The 16,435-nt window shown below is 47.5% G+C and carries 11 protein-coding genes and 1 pseudogene; 3 read left to right on the plus strand and 9 right to left on the minus strand.

The window, feature by feature from the left end; all coding sequences use genetic code 11:
• Positions 1-60: 60 nt before the first annotated feature.
• The 5 genes from C4H11_RS00105 to pheS all read right to left on the minus strand — a co-directional run bounded on the left by C4H11_RS00105 (position 61) and on the right by pheS (position 5,676).
• On the minus strand, positions 61-1,098 hold the full coding sequence (locus tag C4H11_RS00105; protein WP_205729972.1) for a porin: 1,038 nt from the start codon (positions 1,096-1,098) through the stop codon (positions 61-63).
• Positions 1,099-1,277: 179 nt separating this feature from the next.
• Positions 1,278-2,537 carry a phosphoglycerate kinase gene (locus C4H11_RS00110; protein ID WP_106039958.1) on the minus strand — a complete coding sequence of 420 codons (1,260 nt, stop codon included), beginning with the start codon at positions 2,535-2,537 and terminating at the stop codon, positions 1,278-1,280.
• Between the two features lie 94 nt (positions 2,538-2,631).
• Positions 2,632-3,300 carry an endonuclease III gene (gene nth / locus C4H11_RS00115; protein ID WP_106039959.1) on the minus strand — a complete coding sequence of 223 codons (669 nt, stop codon included), beginning with the start codon at positions 3,298-3,300 and terminating at the stop codon, positions 2,632-2,634.
• On the minus strand, positions 3,297-4,493 hold the full coding sequence (locus tag C4H11_RS00120) for an MFS transporter (RefSeq protein WP_106039960.1): 1,197 nt from the start codon (positions 4,491-4,493) through the stop codon (positions 3,297-3,299). The genes nth and C4H11_RS00120 overlap by 4 nt, the downstream gene beginning before the upstream one ends.
• Before the next feature lie 148 nt (positions 4,494-4,641).
• Positions 4,642-5,676 carry a phenylalanine--tRNA ligase subunit alpha gene (gene pheS, locus C4H11_RS00125; RefSeq protein ID WP_106039961.1) on the minus strand — a complete coding sequence of 345 codons (1,035 nt, stop codon included), beginning with the start codon at positions 5,674-5,676 and terminating at the stop codon, positions 4,642-4,644.
• 416 nt (positions 5,677-6,092) lie between these two features.
• On the opposite strand from pheS, the gene C4H11_RS00135 reads away from it, so the two are divergent.
• The gene (locus tag C4H11_RS00135) at positions 6,093-7,604 is read left to right on the plus strand and encodes a glycoside hydrolase family 10 protein (protein WP_106039963.1); all 1,512 of its coding nucleotides are present in this window, start codon (positions 6,093-6,095) and stop codon (positions 7,602-7,604) included.
• A gap of 11 nt (positions 7,605-7,615) precedes the next feature.
• On the opposite strand, the gene C4H11_RS00140 is transcribed toward C4H11_RS00135, so the two are convergent.
• The 4 genes and pseudogenes from C4H11_RS00140 to purL all read right to left on the minus strand — a co-directional run bounded on the left by C4H11_RS00140 (position 7,616) and on the right by purL (position 14,827).
• A complete protein-coding gene (locus tag C4H11_RS00140) occupies positions 7,616-8,164 on the minus strand; it encodes a chromate transporter (protein ID WP_106039964.1) in 549 nt (182 codons plus the stop codon).
• A gap of 16 nt (positions 8,165-8,180) precedes the next feature.
• Positions 8,181-8,729, minus strand: a complete 549-nt coding sequence (locus C4H11_RS00145; RefSeq protein ID WP_106039965.1) for a chromate transporter — start codon at positions 8,727-8,729, stop codon at positions 8,181-8,183.
• Positions 8,730-8,734: 5 nt separating this feature from the next.
• A pseudogene (locus C4H11_RS00150) lies at positions 8,735-10,420 on the minus strand (hybrid sensor histidine kinase/response regulator transcription factor); the annotation flags it as partial.
• Between the two features lie 699 nt (positions 10,421-11,119).
• Positions 11,120-14,827: a phosphoribosylformylglycinamidine synthase gene (gene purL, locus C4H11_RS00155; protein ID WP_106039967.1), complete on the minus strand. Its 3,708-nt coding sequence runs from the start codon at positions 14,825-14,827 to the stop codon at positions 11,120-11,122.
• Between the two features lie 339 nt (positions 14,828-15,166).
• On the opposite strand from purL, the gene C4H11_RS00160 reads away from it, so the two are divergent.
• Entirely contained in the window at positions 15,167-15,820 is a 654-nt protein-coding gene (locus C4H11_RS00160) for a LysE family translocator (protein WP_106039968.1), read from the plus strand.
• A gap of 29 nt (positions 15,821-15,849) precedes the next feature.
• Positions 15,850-16,389 carry a DUF4924 family protein gene (locus tag C4H11_RS00165; RefSeq protein ID WP_106039969.1) on the plus strand — a complete coding sequence of 180 codons (540 nt, stop codon included), beginning with the start codon at positions 15,850-15,852 and terminating at the stop codon, positions 16,387-16,389.
• The last annotated feature ends 46 nt before the right edge of the window (positions 16,390-16,435 follow it).

Here is a 16,435-nt window from a genome sequence, read left to right on the forward strand (position 1 = left end):
GATTGTGCCTGTTTATTCTTTTTCGGTTGCATCTAAAGGGGCTCTGTCGGTGTTGAACAGTTAGAATCTTACTTGCACTTGTGTTTGTAACAGATTATAGCTTTCTCTTTTATGCGGATGACAATATATATACTGAACTTGCAAGCGGCATTTCGGGTAGAACCACCATTGGATACCTGTCATGTAATTGGTCTGTTTGCTGTCAAGTGTCTTGTTTTTGTTGAAATAATCGTAGGACACTACAATGTCTGTTTTGGGGAGCACATGGATAGATGCCGTTGCATAATATCCGCCGCTTCTCACTTTTTCATCTTTTCCGGCAAGGTATTCTGTGCGTAAGCTTACCGGCTTGGTAGTGACAACGGCACCAACCGCCCAGCGGTTGCGAGTATAGTTTTCGCCCACCTTGATGTCCGGAACATCGGGAGAAACAGCTATGGCGCATCCCTTTCCTTTGATAAACGAGCCTCCTACCGACAGCCAGTTCAAAGGATGTAGCATCAGGCTTCCGACAATGTCTTTTTGATTGTTTTTATCTTTCAGGTTGATGCCTTGCCCGTTCATGACAGCAAACTTATAGTTGATGAGTTTATTCAATAGGTCTCCATAGATAAGTAGTCCCGCATCACGCCCAGTAGTAGCACCGTACAATGGATCGCTGCCGTTTGTACCCGCCAAATAGGCCACTGCCTGCGCATTGCTGTTTATCTGTTCCACAATGCACGAGGATAGCGGATTCTCAATGGAATAAGGTGTCTTGAACTGGCCGAGGCGTACATTGAACTGTGGCAGAAAATGGTACTCGGTATAGGCTTCCAGTATTTTGCCGGTACTCCCGAAGCTGTACATGAAGAAAGCCGACCACTTGTCGGTAATTTTGCCGTTTGTGAGAAGAATTGCTCTTTTTATGCCGAAAGAATTTTCTTTATTGGGAGTTTTATCGGTATAAGTGTATCCCACTTGGGCGTATCCCGAGAGCGTGATACGTTCTTTAAAGGTGTTTATTGCTTTGTTTAAGTTGGTTTCCTGTGCTGCGGTAATCGGAGTGAAGAAAATAACACTGCATGATAGTAAGTATCGCCTAATGTGTGTAAACATCTGATTAAGAGTAGAAAATATCTCGGAAGGTAGAAGGGTTAGTATTATAATAGTAAGCACGGATTTTGTGGAAATTACAAGGCTCTTGACCCCGCGTGAATACCATGCCATCCGTGCCTAAGAGAAAAAACTACGAGTATGTTTCTAAGTACTCTCTTGTTGTTTTATCTATTTATTTCTTATTCGTTGATAGCGGCAATGCCCGGAAGGATTTTTCCTTCAATGGCTTCGAGCAATGCACCGCCACCTGTAGATACATAAGAAACACTGCTTGCCAAACCGAACTTATTGACGCAAGCAACGGAGTCACCACCACCTACAAGTGAGAAAGCTCCATTCTTGGTAGCTTCTACAATGGCTTCACCTACGGCACGTGAGCCATGAGTGAAGTTGTCGAATTCAAACACTCCTGTCGGACCATTCCAAAGGATGGTTTTGGAGTTTTTGATAACGTTGGCAAAGATTTCTTCTGTCTTGGGACCAATGTCCAGCCCTTCCCATCCATCGGGAATTTCGTTAACCGGACAGAACTTGGTGTTGGCTTCGTTAGAGAAAGAATCGGCAATCTTGGCATCAACTGCCAATACGAGGTTAACTCCTTTTTCTTTGGCTTTCTTTATCAGGTCAAGAGCAAGTTCCAACTTATCGTCTTCACAAATGGAAATACCAATCTTGCCACCCAAGGCTTTTGTGAAGGTATAGGTCATGCCACCGGCGATAATCAGGTTATCTACTTTGTTCAGCAGGTTCTCGATGATTTCAATCTTGGAAGAAACTTTGGAACCACCCATGATGGCTGTAAAAGGCCGGTGAATGTCGTTCAGAACTTTGTCTACTGCTTTTACTTCTTTCTCCATCAGGTAACCGAACATCTTATTGTCCTTGTCGAAGTATTTAGCAATCAATGCCGTAGAAGCATGTGCGCGATGAGCTGTTCCAAAAGCGTCGTTTACATAGCAGTCTGCATAAGAAGCAAGTTTTTTGGTAAATTCTTTTTGACTTTCTTTGACAGCAGCTTTGGCTGCTTTCTTTTCTTCATCCGTTGCGTCTTCAGCCAAACCGCGGGGTTTACCTTCTTCTTCTGCATAGAAGCGGAGGTTTTCGAGCAACAATACTTCGCCCGGTTGCAGAGCGGCAGCTTTAACGGCAGCCTCTTCATCCATGCAGTCGTTGGCAAACTGTACCTCACTCCCCAATAGCTCTTCAAGGTGCTTCAGGATATGCTTCAAAGAGAATTTATCGGTCACACCTTTGGGGCGACCGAGGTGAGAACCGATTATTACACTGCCGCCGTCAGCCAAAATCTTCTTCAATGTGGGAAGGGCGGCACGCATACGGGTGTCATCTGTAATGTTGAAATTTTCGTCTAAAGGAACATTGAAGTCCACACGAACGAATGCCTTTTTTCCGGCAAAGTTAAATTGATCAATTGTCATAATACTCTATGTTTTATTAAAAATGTTACAGGTTTTGTTTAGAGAGCACAAAGATAATGTTTATTTCTTTTTTTTGCTATTAAACCGTAATTTATTATTAGCCTTTGCTATCCTCATGGTTCACTTTGTTTTTTCGTACATAATACTTGCACATCAGTTGCAAACCGCAGTTGTCACATTGAGGAGTACGTGCCTGACATACATATCGTCCGTGTAGAATAAGCCAATGGTGTGCTGTTGCAATGTATGCCTCGGGAATATGTGCCACCAGCTCTTTCTCTACGCTGAACGGGGTTGTGCATTTATCAGACACCAATCCTAGGCGGTGACTGACGCGAAAGACGTGTGTGTCTACAGCCATGGCTGCCTTATTGAAGGCAACGGATTGGATTACATTTGCCGTTTTTCGTCCCACACCGGGCAGTTTGATGAGTTCTTCCAATGTATCGGGAACTTTGCCTTGGAAGTCTTTTATCAACATGCGAGCCATGCCTACAAGATGTTTGGCTTTGTTGTTTGGATAAGATACGCTGCGAATGTATTCGAACACGACTTCGGGAGTTGTGACAGCCAATGCTTCGGGAGTGGGAAAATCGCGATAGATGGCAGGGGTAACCATATTTACTCGTTTGTCCGTGCATTGTGCCGATAGAATGACGGCTATCAGCAATTCGAACGGATTGTCGTAATGCAACTCGGTTTCGGCTATGGGGCGATTTTCTTTGAACCATGCAATGATTTTCTCGTAACGTTCTTTCTTTCTCATCTCAATTTATTTTTATGATAATGCGGTGCGACTTTCAAGTTGAAGTAGAGAGTGGAGACAACCGTCAGGCAGGCACCGAATAAATAAGCCTTGTCGAAAGTGCTGATTTCGGCGATATAGCCACCGACTAGCATGCCGATACCGATGCCCACGTCCCAAGACGTGAGGTATGTAGAGGTGGCTGTGCCCCGTTTGTTATTGGGAGCCAGATTGACGAACAGTGTATTATATGCTGGAAACATAATGCCGAAACCTGTTCCCAGCAGCAAGGCAATGAGGAAGAATATCACAGTGCAGAGTGCGCTGTTCCATCGAATGATAGAGGCGCAAGCTGAAAGCAGGAAGAAACTGATCACAACAAGGTATAATCCAATAGAAATGATTTGCGTGATTTTTCCCTTATCGACCAGTCGACCGGAAAAAAGTCGTGACACAGCCATGCCTAATGCCATAAAAGTAAAGAAGAATCCGGTAGAAGCTTGAATATCTATCTGCCTGGCATACATGGCTACGTAGTTCGTAGTCATGCCATAAGGAATGGAGAGTAGCAGCAGATTGAATCCGGCCGGAAGTCCTTTCAGCAGAATGAAGCGATCAAGAGAAATGGGTTCCCGCTTCACGAGTGGCTTATAGGTAGTCTTTACGGCAAATGCGCATAACAATCCAATCAGGCATGAGCCTAAAGAACAACAAAAGATTGTGGGATAAGAAACTTCTGCATCATGAAGAAAAAGTCCCGTCATGGGACCTATGGACATGGCTATGTTATTTGCAAGCCCGTAATATCCCAACCCTTCTCCGCGTCGCGATGAAGGCATGATGTCAATGACAATTGTATTGCCACCCACTGTTACCATGCCGAATGATACTCCATGGATAATGCGGAGTAGAATGAAAAGTGTCAGCGTTCCGGCAACAACGTATCCTCCGAACATGGCTGTAAAGATGAAATAGGCCAGTAGATAGAGTGGCTTACGAGCGAAAGAGTCAAGCAGATAGCCGGAAAAAGGACGGATGCATAATGCCGCAATGGTGTAGCAGGAAAGTACCATCCCGATGGTTGCTTTATCTGCTTGGAATACCTCCGACAGATAAAAAGGCAATACAGGCATCAGCAACCAAAAACCAAAGAATAGCAGGAAGTTGGCAGCGAGAATAAAGCAATAGCCGGGTGTGACAAGTCTGTCTTTCATTATGCGTAAGATTTTTAGGCATGGATTGCACAATTCTCACGGTTTACACTTTGAGTTATCCGTGTTTTCCATGTAATCCATGCCTAATTATGCGGATGGCAGCCCCTTTCCTCCGGGCTGCATTACCTTACATTGCTATTTGTAAGACTTAATAAGCCGATTCGAATTCTTTCAAGAAGCGGGTGTCGTTCTCAGAGAAGAGACGTAGGTCGTTGACGCGATACTTTAGGTTGGTGATACGCTCTATACCCATTCCCAAGGCATACCCGCTATATACTTTACTGTTTATACCGTTCAGTTCCAATACATTCGGATCTACCATTCCGCATCCTAATATCTCCACCCAACCTGTTCCTTTACAGAAAGGGCATCCTTTACCGCCACAGATGTTGCAGCTGATGTCCATCTCTGCACTGGGTTCGGTGAACGGGAAGTAGGAAGGGCGTAAGCGAATCTTGGTATCACTTCCGAACATCTCTTGCGCAAAAAGCAATAGCACTTGTCGCAAGTCGGTGAAAGATACGTTTTTGTCTACATACAATGCTTCTACTTGATGAAAGAAAGCGTGTGCACGATAGCTGATAGCTTCGTTGCGGTAAACGCGTCCCGGACAAAGTACGCGGATGGGTGGTTGGGTGGTGTCCATTACGCGGCTTTGTACGCTGGAAGTATGTGTACGCAGGATGACATTATTTGACACATTATTGGTATTGTTCGCAATGAAAAATGTGTCTTGCATGTCACGTGCCGGATGATCTTCTGCAAAATTCATGGAAGAAAATACGTGCCAGTCGTCTTCTATCTCCGGGCCATCGGCAATGTTGAACCCCATCCGGGCAAATATGTCGATGATCTCATTCTTTACGATTGTCAGTGGATGGCGTGTGCCTAATTTTACGGGATAGGCAGAGCGGGTCAGATCTAAGCCGTCGTAGTCGGTATCTTGGCCTTCAAATTGTTCTTTCAATGCGGTAATCTTCTCCAGTGCCTTGTCTTTAAGCTCATTCAGTCGCATACCCACCTCTTTTTTCTGTTCGGCAGCTACGTGACGGAAGTCAGCCATCAGTTCGTTGATAGCACCTTTTTTGCTGAGGTATTTGAGACGCAGTAATTCCAGCTCTTCGGCATTGGTCGCCTTCAGAGTTTCTACTTCTTGTAGTAACTGATTGATTTTCGCTATCATATTGTCGTTGTTTTTTTAATCCAAAGTTGAAAACGATGCAAAGATACAATTTTCTTTAAGACATCGTCCCCATAAGAGGTTCTTAATTTTTTTTCGTTCTTTGTTTGGGTAGATTCCAATAGCAAATGCAAATTTATATGAGTAAGTTGTAAAACTCTTGTTTTTGTGTAGAGATTTTTTTCTTGGTCTTGCATTTATTTTCATCTGAATAGTTACTGTGCATATCGGCATGGTTAAGATTTGTTATACTTTCCGATTCGTGCTGATTTTCTTTTGATAAAAGCATTAATTTCGCCTCCTGCTCTTGTAGCGGTGGCATGTCCAGGCTTGGTGAGCGGCTTGTGAGACAGACGGCATCGGGTGGACATGTTAAGAATAGACGAGTGTCTGAATATAAAAAAAGTTATAACCGGAAGATGAAAATAAAATCTTTTTTGTGTATGCTTCTCCTGTCGTTATTGGCCGGAGGTATATTTGCACAAGTTCAAACAGGCTCTGTGCATCCCAAACGTGAATTTCGTGCCGCATGGATACAAGCGGTGAATGGACAGTTTCGCAGTGTCCCCACAGCCAAACTGAAGCAGATGCTGATAAGCCAGTTGAACTCCCTGAGGGGGGCAGGCATCAATGCCATTATCTTTCAGGTGCGTCCCGAAGCGGATGCGCTGTATGCCTCCCAGCTGGAACCATGGAGCCGCTTCCTCACCGGGGTACAAGGCAAAGCTCCCGAACCGTATTGGGATCCTATGCAGTTCATGATAGAGGAGTGCCATAAACGCGGCATGGAATTTCATGCATGGATTAATCCATATCGTACCAAGACTAATTTAAAGAACGAGTTGGCTACCGGTCATGTATATAATATCCACCCGGAGTGGTTCGTGACTTACGGCGACCAATTGTTTTTTGATCCGGCATTGCCCGAAAGCCGCCGGCATATCTGTATGGTAGTGAGCGATATCGTGTCTCGTTACGATGTGGATGCCATCCACATGGACGATTATTTCTATCCTTATCCCATCAAAGGGAAGGACTTTCCGGATGATACCAGTTTTGCTCGCTACGGAGGAGGGTTCAATGATAGGGGAGATTGGCGCCGGAGTAATGTGAATATCCTGATTAAGAAACTGCACGAAACCATCCGTGGGATAAAGCCGTGGGTGAAGTTCGGTGTTTCTCCGTTCGGTATTTACCGAAACGAGAGCAACGACCCACTGGGTAGCAAAACCAAAGGGTTGCAGAACTATGACGACCTTTATGCCGACGTTTTGCTGTGGGCACGGGAGGGATGGATAGACTATAACATTCCGCAGCTTTATTGGCAGATAGGACATCCGGTTGCCGATTACGAGACATTGGTGAAGTGGTGGGCAAAGAATACGGAGAACCGTCCTCTTTTCATCGGCCAGTCTGTGATGAATACGGTGCAGCATGCCGACCCGAATAACCCGTCGGTGAATCAGCTTCCGCGCAAGATGGCTTGGCAACGGGCTTACCAGACCATCGGAGGCAGTTGCCAATGGCCTGCGAGTGCAGTGGTGGAGAATGCGGGCAACTATCGCGATGCCTTGATGGCCGAATACCATAAATATCCGGCCTTGCCTCCCGTTTTTGAATTCATGGACAATGAAGCCCCGGCCAAGGTGCGCAAAGTGAAACCGGTGTGGACGGCAGACGGTTATGTGCTCTTCTGGACTGCACCCAAATACAGGGAGGAGATGGATCGTGCCGTGCAATATGTGGTCTATCGTTTCAGCTCGAAGGAGAAGGTGAATATCGACGACCCTTCGCACATCGTGGCCGTGACGCGCGATAACTTCTATAAGTTGCCGTATGAGGACGGGAAAACGAAATACCGCTATGTAGTGACGGCTTTGGACCGCCTGCACAACGAGTCGAAATCCGTGGGGAAGAAAGTGAAACTGTAATCCCCGTCGGGCTAATACAATATCAGTCCGGCTATTCCGCAAGCAATTATCATCCCTATCGGGTTCAGCTTATATCTTCTTGTACCGATGAATGCAACAAGGAAGATGATGCAACTGACGGCGAAAGAATAGCTGTCTTCCGTGGGCGAGCCGAAATTTTCCGTATTCATCAGCACCAATGCGGCGGAAGCCAGCAGTCCTACTACCGCAGGGCGTAGGCCGCCGAACACGGCTTCTACCGCCGGGTGTTTTTGATATTTCAGGAAAAACCTGCTGATGGTTAGCATCAAAATAAACGAGGGGAGCGTAACGGCAAAAGTAGCCACTATTGAGCCCCATACACTGCCTGTGGCGGTAAACCCTACATAAGTTGCCGAATTGATACCTATGGGGCCGGGAGTCATCTGACTGATGGCTACGATGTCCGTAAATTCTTGAGGGGAGAGCCATCCGTAACGGGTGACAACCTCGGCTTGTATCATTGACAGCATGGCATATCCGCCTCCGAAACCGAAGAGCCCTATTTTGAAGAAGGTGTAGAATAGTTGTAAAAGCAGCATGATTAGTGGTTAGCGGTTAGTGATTAGTGGGGGTGCTTTGCAGTCTTCCGTACAGGTAGCCTCCTATGCCTGCCGCAATGATTATCCAGACGGGTGAGAAATTCAACTGCCAGATGAGCAGTGCCGAAACCACCGGTATCCAGATGTTGTAGCGGTTTATCTTGGCCGACTTTCCCATACTGAAAGTGGGCGCGGCTATCAGAGCCACCACGGCCGGGCGGATGCCCTTGAAGATGCGTTCCACAACGGTGTTGTCCTTAAAGCTGTGGAAGAATAGCGCAATGGCCAGAATGATGAGGAACGAAGGGAGTATGGTGCCCAAAGCCGTGACGAGGCTGCCGCGTATTCCCCGCAATCTGTAGCCTATAAATATGGATATGTTCACAGCAAGAACACCCGGAGCCGACTGTGCTATGGCAAGCAGATCGATAAAGTCTTCTTTGGCCACCCAGTTTCGTTTGTTTACAATCTCGTTTTCGATCAACGGCACCATGGCATATCCGCCCCCGATGGTGAAAGCTCCTATCTTGAAGAAGATGGAGAATGCTTCGACATATATGTTCATTCTTGTTACGTGGTTTTGGCATATTGACTCGGACTCATGTTGAAGTGCTTCTTAAATACTTCGCGGAAGTATTTAGCGTCGCTGAATCCTGTTTTTTCCGATATCTCTGTGATGCTGTATCGTTGCTCCTTCAGGAGTTGGGCGGCATGGCTCAACCGGATCAACCGGATGTAGTCGGCCGGAGCTTGGTCTGTCAGGGCTTTTATCTTATTGTAGAAGCTGGTCCGGCTCATGTTCATCAGATTGCAAAGCACATCTACGTTGAAGTTGGATTGCTCCATATTCGCTTCCACTTCTTTTTTCACGGTGGCAACGAATTTCCAGTCCAGGTCTGTGGAGCAATTGATGCAATCTGTGCCATTCTTGTCTTCGCTCAGTTCCAGATTGGCAAATTTCCGGCACAGCAGTTTGCGGTTGGCCAGCAGATTGGCTATGCTTGCACGTAATATGCCGATGTTGAAAGGTTTCACGATGTATTCGTCTGCTCCGCTTTGCAGCCCCTTGATGATGTCTCTGTCCGTATTCAGGGCTGTGAGCAGAATGAAAGGAATGTGAGAGGTGTTGATGTCATTCTTCAGGGCATGGCACAACCGATCCCCTCTCATCCCGGGTATCATGATGTCTGAAATAATCAGGTCGGGCAGATATTCTCCGGCAAGCGTAAGTGCCTCTTTCCCGTTGGAGCATACATGTGTGTCATACTGTTCGGACAAGCTGCCGCGCAAGTACTCTCTCAGCTCATTGTTGTCCTCCACAATCAGAATCTTTTGCCGAGTGCTTTTATCGGGCAGTTGTTTTTCGTTATTCTTATGCGAAAAAGGTGGAACAGTACCGTTGACCGATACTTCGGTTGCCGAATAAACCATTCGTGCGTGGTTCGCATCAGGGCGTTGAACAGCCTTGTCGAATAGCTCTTTCCCTTTTGGAAAAGTTATCTTGACGCATGTGCCGCTTCCTTCCGTACTGTTGAACTTTAACTTCCCTTTGTGCAACCGGACGAGCTTTCGCACTAAGAGCAGTCCGATTCCACTCCCCGCAACTTGAGAGTTGACGGCATTCTTACCTCGAAAAAGTTTCTTGAAAAGCCGTTTTTGTTCCGACGCCGGAATGCCGATGCCGGTATCGGTCACCGCGATGCTCCATGTATCACTTGTTTCGCAGGCAGAGATGTTTACGCTTCCTCCTTCGGGAGTATATTTCAGGGCATTTGATAACAAGTTCTTCAAGATGGCGTCCATCTTGTCTTTGTCAATCCATACGTTCAGATAGCGGAAGTCGCTTTGGCTGGTCAGGTTGATATGTTTGACGTCGGCATGAGAGCGAAAAGCTTCTATGGTTTCTTCTATATAGGCATTCAGTTCGTATTCTGATATATACAAGGAGTCGGAGTAGGTGTCTATGCGTTCAAGGTTGACGAGATTGGTGGTAAGTCGCAACAAGGCATCCACGTTTCGCAGTGCAGTGCCGACATTCCTTTGTCCGTCATCGCTCAGCTTTTCTTGGTTTGCCAGTTCTTCCAAGGGGGCTTTTATCAGCGTCAAAGGTGTGCGTATGTCGTGAGCCGTGTTGATGAAGAAGCGCATCTTCTCATCGGCGGCTTTTCGCTGTTGCCGCATGAGGATGATGAGCATGGTTGTACTTGCCGCAACTATGATGAGAATGGTATAAAGAACCAGTGCCCAAAGGCTGATTTGAAAAGGAACTTCGATGGCGGCACTTGTTCGGTTATTAATTAATTCATTTTCAAGAGCACTGTGTTTACCGATTTGTGCCAGGCACGCAAGGGGGAATAGTGATATGAGGAGAAAAAGAGACCTTTTCATGATTGTCCGGTATTTTGAGATTGATGCTGATAGGCAAGAGTCATAAAGCCACTACAAAAATAATGTTTTTGTTTGGAAAGAACAAAAAGATGGGAGAATAACTGTTTCATGTCTTGTTCCTCATCTGCATCAGTATCCGAATGTTAGAAACCAAAAGGGCTTCGAGTGTTTTCTTTTGTGTAAATAACCTGAATTCGATATAAGACGCTTAACACCCTATATATCTCATGAGCAATGACATCAGCATCTCATGAGCAATGACATCAGCATCTCATTGGCGATGACATCAGCATCTCATGAGCGATGACATACGTATCTCATAGGCGATGACATACGTATCTCATAGGCGATGACATACGTATCTCATAGGCGACGACACACGTTTCTCATGGGCGACGACATACGTCTCTCATGGGCGACGACATACGTATCTCATAGGCAATGACATGCGTATGTCCTTTTACACCTTATTATATCGAACTCCGGGATAGGGATAGAAACAAAACGTGTCAAGGCTTTCGAAGAAGCCTTGACACGCTTGTTCTTGTACCAAGTTTCGTTACCTCGTTACTTTTTCGTTTTCTCTTCTATCCATTTTCGTGCATTGACAAAGGCTTCCATCCACGGAGTGATTTGGTCATTGTTTATGCGGTCGGCAGGGTAGTAGCCATTCTGCCAAGGCAGGATGGAGCGTTCGGGATGAGGCATCATGGCAAGGTGACGTCCGTCGGCACTTGCCAGTGCAGCTACTGAATAGTCCGAGCCGTTGGGGTTGCCGGGGTATTCGTCATAGTTGAACTTAGCCACCACGTTGTATTGCTCCTCATCATAAGGCAGAGAGAACTTGCCTTCGCCATGAGCCACCCATACGCCGATTTTGCAGCCGCTCAATGAACCGAACATCACGCTGCGGTTGGTAGGGATGACGACACAGGCAAATTGGGACTCGAATTTATGAGAATCATTGTGCAGCATTTTAGCCTTCTTCTTATGTTCGGGGTTGATAAGGCCAAGTTCCATCATCAATTGGCAACCGTTGCAGATGCCCAGTGAAAGAGTGTCTTCGCGGGCGTAGAACCTGTTGAGAGCTTCTTTTGCCTTGGGGTTGTAGAGGAATCCGCCTGCCCACCCTTTGGCCGAGCCGAGAACGTCTGAATTAGAGAAACCGCCCACGTAGGTCACCATGTGTACGTCTTCCAATGTTTCGCGTCCGCTGATAAGGTCGGTCATCGTAACGTCTCTCACGTCAAAGCCTGCCAAATAAAGTGCGTATGCCATCTCGCGCTCGCTGTTGGAGCCCTTCTCTCGGATGACGACTGCGCGGATGCCCGATGGAGTGCGGCGGTTCGGGTCGATGCCATACTGTGAGAACTTTCCTTTGAAGTCCGGCTTGAACGCAAATTCCAACGGCTGCATCTTGTAGTTCTCGAAGCGTTTCTTGGCGCAGCCGTTCATGGATTGTTTGCGGTCGAGAAGGTAGGAGGTGGAGTACCAGACATCGCGCATGTAGTCAATACCGAATTGATAGGTGGCACCTTCTTTTGTTACGAGGATGTGCCGCTCTTCTGTCGGTTTGCCAAGCATGACATAGCCTACACCGGCCTCTTCCAATACGAGTTTCACTTGCTCTTTGTGCTTGTCGCTTACTTGAATGACGACACCCGGGTTTTCTGCAAACAAGATTTTGATGAGGTCTTGTTCCTTGATTTTGTCCAAGTTGATTTCCATACCGCCCTCCACGTTGGCAAAGCACATTTCCAGCAGCGTGGTGATGAGGCCGCCGGCCGAGATGTCGTGTCCGGCAAGAATCAATCCTCTGTTCACCAACTCCTGTACGGCGAGGAAAGCGTCACGGAAATACTCGGCATCCCGCACGCAGGGCACCTCATCGCCCACCTTACCCAGCGATTGCGCAAAGGCGGAACCACCAAGCTTCAGATGATCGAAACTGAAATCTATGTGATAGAGTGTGGACTTTTCATTGTTTACCAAGACCGGAGAAACCACTTTCTTAACGTCGGAAACCTCGCCGCCGGCAGAAACAATCACCGTACCCGGAGCAATCACTTTGTTGCCGTCGGGGTATTTCTGTGTCATGGAAAGGGAGTCTTTGCCGGTAGGCACATTGATTTGCAGGGCGCAGCAGAAGTCGCTCAACGCTTTTACGGCCTTGTAGAGACGGACGTCTTCGCCTTCCTGCGAGCGGCAAGGCCACATCCAGTTGGCAGAGAGGGATACACTGTCCAGTCCCTCGGCAAGCGGCGCCCATACCAAGTTGGTCAGTGCTTCGCTGACGGAGAGTACAGAGCCGGCTTCGGGATTGGCAAGCGCCGCTTGCGGGGCATGCCCCAATGAGGTGGCAATACCTTTCTCTCCACGATAATCCAAGGCTACCACACCGCAGTCGCTCAACGGCAACTGCAATTCGCCTTGGCATTGCTGGCGGGCTACTCTGCCTGTTACGGAACGGTCAGCCTTGTTGGTCAGCCAGTCTTTGCAAGCCACAGCCTCCAGTTGAAGCACATTGGTAAGGTATTCGTGTAGTTTGGAGAGTTCGTATTGGGGCATCTCGTAGTGGCGTTCCACGGTTTTGTCCACCATGTAGGTTTTGGGAGACGAACCGAACATCTGTTCTACGGCAAGGTCGAAAGGACGTACGCCATCTGCTTGCCGGAAGGCAAACCGATGGTCGCCGGTGGTTTCGCCCACTACGTACATCGGAGCACGCTCACGTTCGGCAATCTTGCGCACGTGCTCGATGGCTTCCTCTTGAATGAGCAACCCCATGCGTTCCTGACTTTCGTTGGCGATGATTTCTTTGGCCGATAGTGTCTTGTCGCCGATGGGCAGTTGGCTCATGTCAATCAGTCCACCGCACTCTTCTACCAATTCGGACAAACAGTTGACGTGTCCCGCCGACCCATGGTCGTGGATGGATACCACCGGGTTGGTTTCTTCCTCGCAGAGGGCACGCACCACGTTGTAGGCGCGTTTCTGCATTTCGGCATTGGCACGTTGCACGGCATTCAGCTCAATGCCGCTGCTGTATCGTCCCGTATCTACGGAAGAGACGGAGCCGCCGCCCAAACCGATGCGGTAATTATCTCCGCCGATGACCACCACTTTGTTTCCGGCTTGGGGTTTGCCTTTCAGACAGTCGCGTTGGGTGCCGTATCCCACGCCGCCGGCCAGCATGATGACCTTGTCGTATCCGTATGTCTCGTTATTTTCTTTGTGCTCAAAGGTCAGCACGGAGCCGCAAATCAGCGGTTGGCCGAACTTGTTTCCAAAGTCGCTGGCACCGTTCGAGGCTTTAATCAGAATCTGTTCCGGAGTCTGGTACAACCATTTGCGCACCGGCAAGATTTCCTCCCAAGTGCGTCCTTCGTCCGTACGAGGATAGGAAGTCATGTAAACGGCTGTCCCCGCTATGGGCCACGAGCCTTTGCCGCCGCCCATGCGGTCGCGTATTTCCCCGCCTGTACCTGTAGAAGCGCCGTTGAAAGGTTCTACGGTAGTGGGAAAGTTGTGTGTCTCTGCCTTCAGTGAGATAACGCTCTTGATGTCCTTCTTCCGGAAATAGTCCGGTTTGGAGTGGTCGGCGGGGGCGAATTGCTCGATGACCGGCCCCTCGGCAAAGGCTACGTTGTCTTTGTAAGCGGAAATAATTTTATTGGGATTCTCTTGCGTGGTCTTCTTTATCATCTGGAAGAGGGAAGACTCTTGTTCCACTCCGTCGATGATGAACGTCCCGCCGAATATCTTGTGGCGGCAGTGTTCCGAGTTGATTTGCGCGAAGCCGAACACTTCGGAGTCGGTCAGTCGGCGTCCAAGATCCTTTTCCACCTTCTTGAGGTAGTCCATTTCTTCTTTGGAGAGGGCCAGACCTTCTTTTTCGTTGTATGCCTCCAAGTCTTCGATGTGTACGATAGGTTCCGGGCGGCGGTTAGTGGTGAATATGTTCTGGTCAAGTCCTTTGTACATGCGTTGCAGCATGGGGTCGTGGTCGGCGTGCTCGTCTTTCACGGGGAAGTACTCCTCGATGCGTGTGATGCCGCTCAGTCCCATGTTCTGGGTGATTTCTACGGCGTTTGTGCTCCAAGGAGTGATCATCTCGCGGCGCGGACCCGCGAAATATCCTTTCAGGTTGTCTTCACTTTCGGGGGTGGCTTCCCCAAAAAGCCAGCAGAGTTTGTCGCAGTCTGCCTGGCCGAGGCTACGATTGCACTCTACGGCAATCACGCTCTTGGACGGAGTTCTGAAAAAAAGAATCATGGTTGTATTTTACGATTATATGAATTACAAATTTCGGGCTTGTTCCGGCTTTCTCTCTTCAGACTCTCAGGCCGGAACTGCTTTCTCAAGCATCTTCTTCGTTTTGTGTGGCAAAGATATATAAAATCGGTGGGGAGGTAAAAAGAATGATAATAAAAAACAAGCCTTATGTGTAATATTCTATGGATTCAAAAAGTAGTGCTCCTGGTAGAGCAATGAAAGATGGGGTATAGACTTATGGTGAGGACGGGATGTGTAAATGGTGCGGATGTGAGAATACTGTGGAAAAAACGTTAATGCTATTGGTTCTTTTCAAAGAAAAGTCCGATATTTGCATGCATGATTCAGATAGAGACCATATTGGATATATTATGGAAAGGATTCATAATAGGTGTAATTGTGTCTGCACCGTTGGGACCTGTGGGTGTGTTGTGCATTCAGCGCACCTTGAATAAGGGACGGTGGTATGGTTTTGTTACAGGTATCGGAGCTTCTTTGAGTGATATCGCATACGCTTTGCTGACGGGTTATGGAATGAGTTTCGTATTTGATTACGTTAACAAGAATATCTTCTATTTGCAACTCTTCGGAAGCATCTTACTGTTGATTTTCGGCATTTATACCTTCCGTAGTAATCCGGTACAATCCATTCGGCCGGTTTCTACGAACAAAGGTTCTTATTTTCATAACTTCATAACGGCATTCGCCGTCACACTTTCCAATCCTTTGGTCATATTCTTGTTTGTAGGTCTTTTCGCACGATTTGCTTTTGTTAGTGAGGGGGTATTGGTGTTTGAGGCGATCACCGGATACTTGGCCATTGCATTAGGCGCTTTGGCGTGGTGGTTCGGCATTACCTTTTTTGTCAATAAAGTGCGTGCCCAGTTTAATCTGCGCGGCATCTGGATGTTGAATCGCATTATTGGAGGCATCGTCATGGTGGTGTCCGTGCTTGGGTTGGTGTACACGCTTATGGGCGAGTCGCTGTATTAGTCAATGATGTATAACTGAACGTTTCCGGAATGAAAATTGCGCAACAGCTGAAAGAACAGAACATAGCCGAATACCTTATATATATGTGGCAGGTAGAAGATTTGCTTCGTGCCGGAGGATGCGACATAGACCGCTTGAGGCAGACAATCATTCTGCGCTATCCCGAAGAGGAACGTCCTGCATTGGAAGAGTGGTACGACAATCTGCTCCGGATGATGCGTGCTGAAGGTGTCACGGAGAAAGGGCATCTGCAAATCAATCGTAATGTGGTGCAGAACTTGACGGAACTGCATGCCTCATTGCTGGCTTCCACCAAATACCCGTTCTATAATGCGGCCTATTTCAAAGCGTTACCTTTCATCGTGGAGTTGCGCCAAAAGAACGGAGGCCAAGAAGAATCGGAGGTGGAAATATGTCTCGAGGCACTTTATGGCGTATTGCTGCTGCGGCTGCAGAAGAAAGAAATCGGTGAGGGCACGGCCAAAGCCGTGGAAGTCATCGGTCATTTTATCTCGCTGCTTGCCAACTATTATGAAAAGGAGAAGCGGGGAGAGCTGGATCTTGATTAAAGTAGAATTGTTCATCGTAACATCAATATAAAGCGTAATTCTTTTA

The sequence above is a fragment of the Bacteroides zoogleoformans genome (genome assembly GCF_002998435.1).
Classification (GTDB): Bacteria; Bacteroidota; Bacteroidia; order Bacteroidales; family Bacteroidaceae; genus Bacteroides; species Bacteroides zoogleoformans.

Bases quoted from the DNA above. Each gene is read 5' to 3' on its own strand.
- nth (WP_106039959.1), bottom strand. From the start codon at position 3,300: ATGAGAAAGAAAGAACGTTACGAGAAAATCATTGCATGGTTCAAAGAA.
- C4H11_RS00140 (WP_106039964.1), bottom strand. From the start codon at position 8,164: ATGCTGCTTTTACAACTATTCTACACCTTCTTCAAAATAGGGCTCTTC.
- pheS (WP_106039961.1), bottom strand. From the start codon at position 5,676: ATGATAGCGAAAATCAATCAGTTACTACAAGAAGTAGAAACTCTGAAG.
- C4H11_RS00120 (WP_106039960.1), bottom strand. From the start codon at position 4,493: ATGAAAGACAGACTTGTCACACCCGGCTATTGCTTTATTCTCGCTGCC.
- C4H11_RS00105 (WP_205729972.1), bottom strand. From the start codon at position 1,098: ATGTTTACACACATTAGGCGATACTTACTATCATGCAGTGTTATTTTC.
- C4H11_RS00160 (WP_106039968.1), top strand. From the start codon at position 15,167: ATGATTCAGATAGAGACCATATTGGATATATTATGGAAAGGATTCATA.
- C4H11_RS00165 (WP_106039969.1), top strand. From the start codon at position 15,850: ATGAAAATTGCGCAACAGCTGAAAGAACAGAACATAGCCGAATACCTT.
- C4H11_RS00135 (WP_106039963.1), top strand. From the start codon at position 6,093: ATGAAAATAAAATCTTTTTTGTGTATGCTTCTCCTGTCGTTATTGGCC.
- purL (WP_106039967.1), bottom strand. From the start codon at position 14,827: ATGATTCTTTTTTTCAGAACTCCGTCCAAGAGCGTGATTGCCGTAGAG.
- C4H11_RS00145 (WP_106039965.1), bottom strand. From the start codon at position 8,729: ATGAACATATATGTCGAAGCATTCTCCATCTTCTTCAAGATAGGAGCT.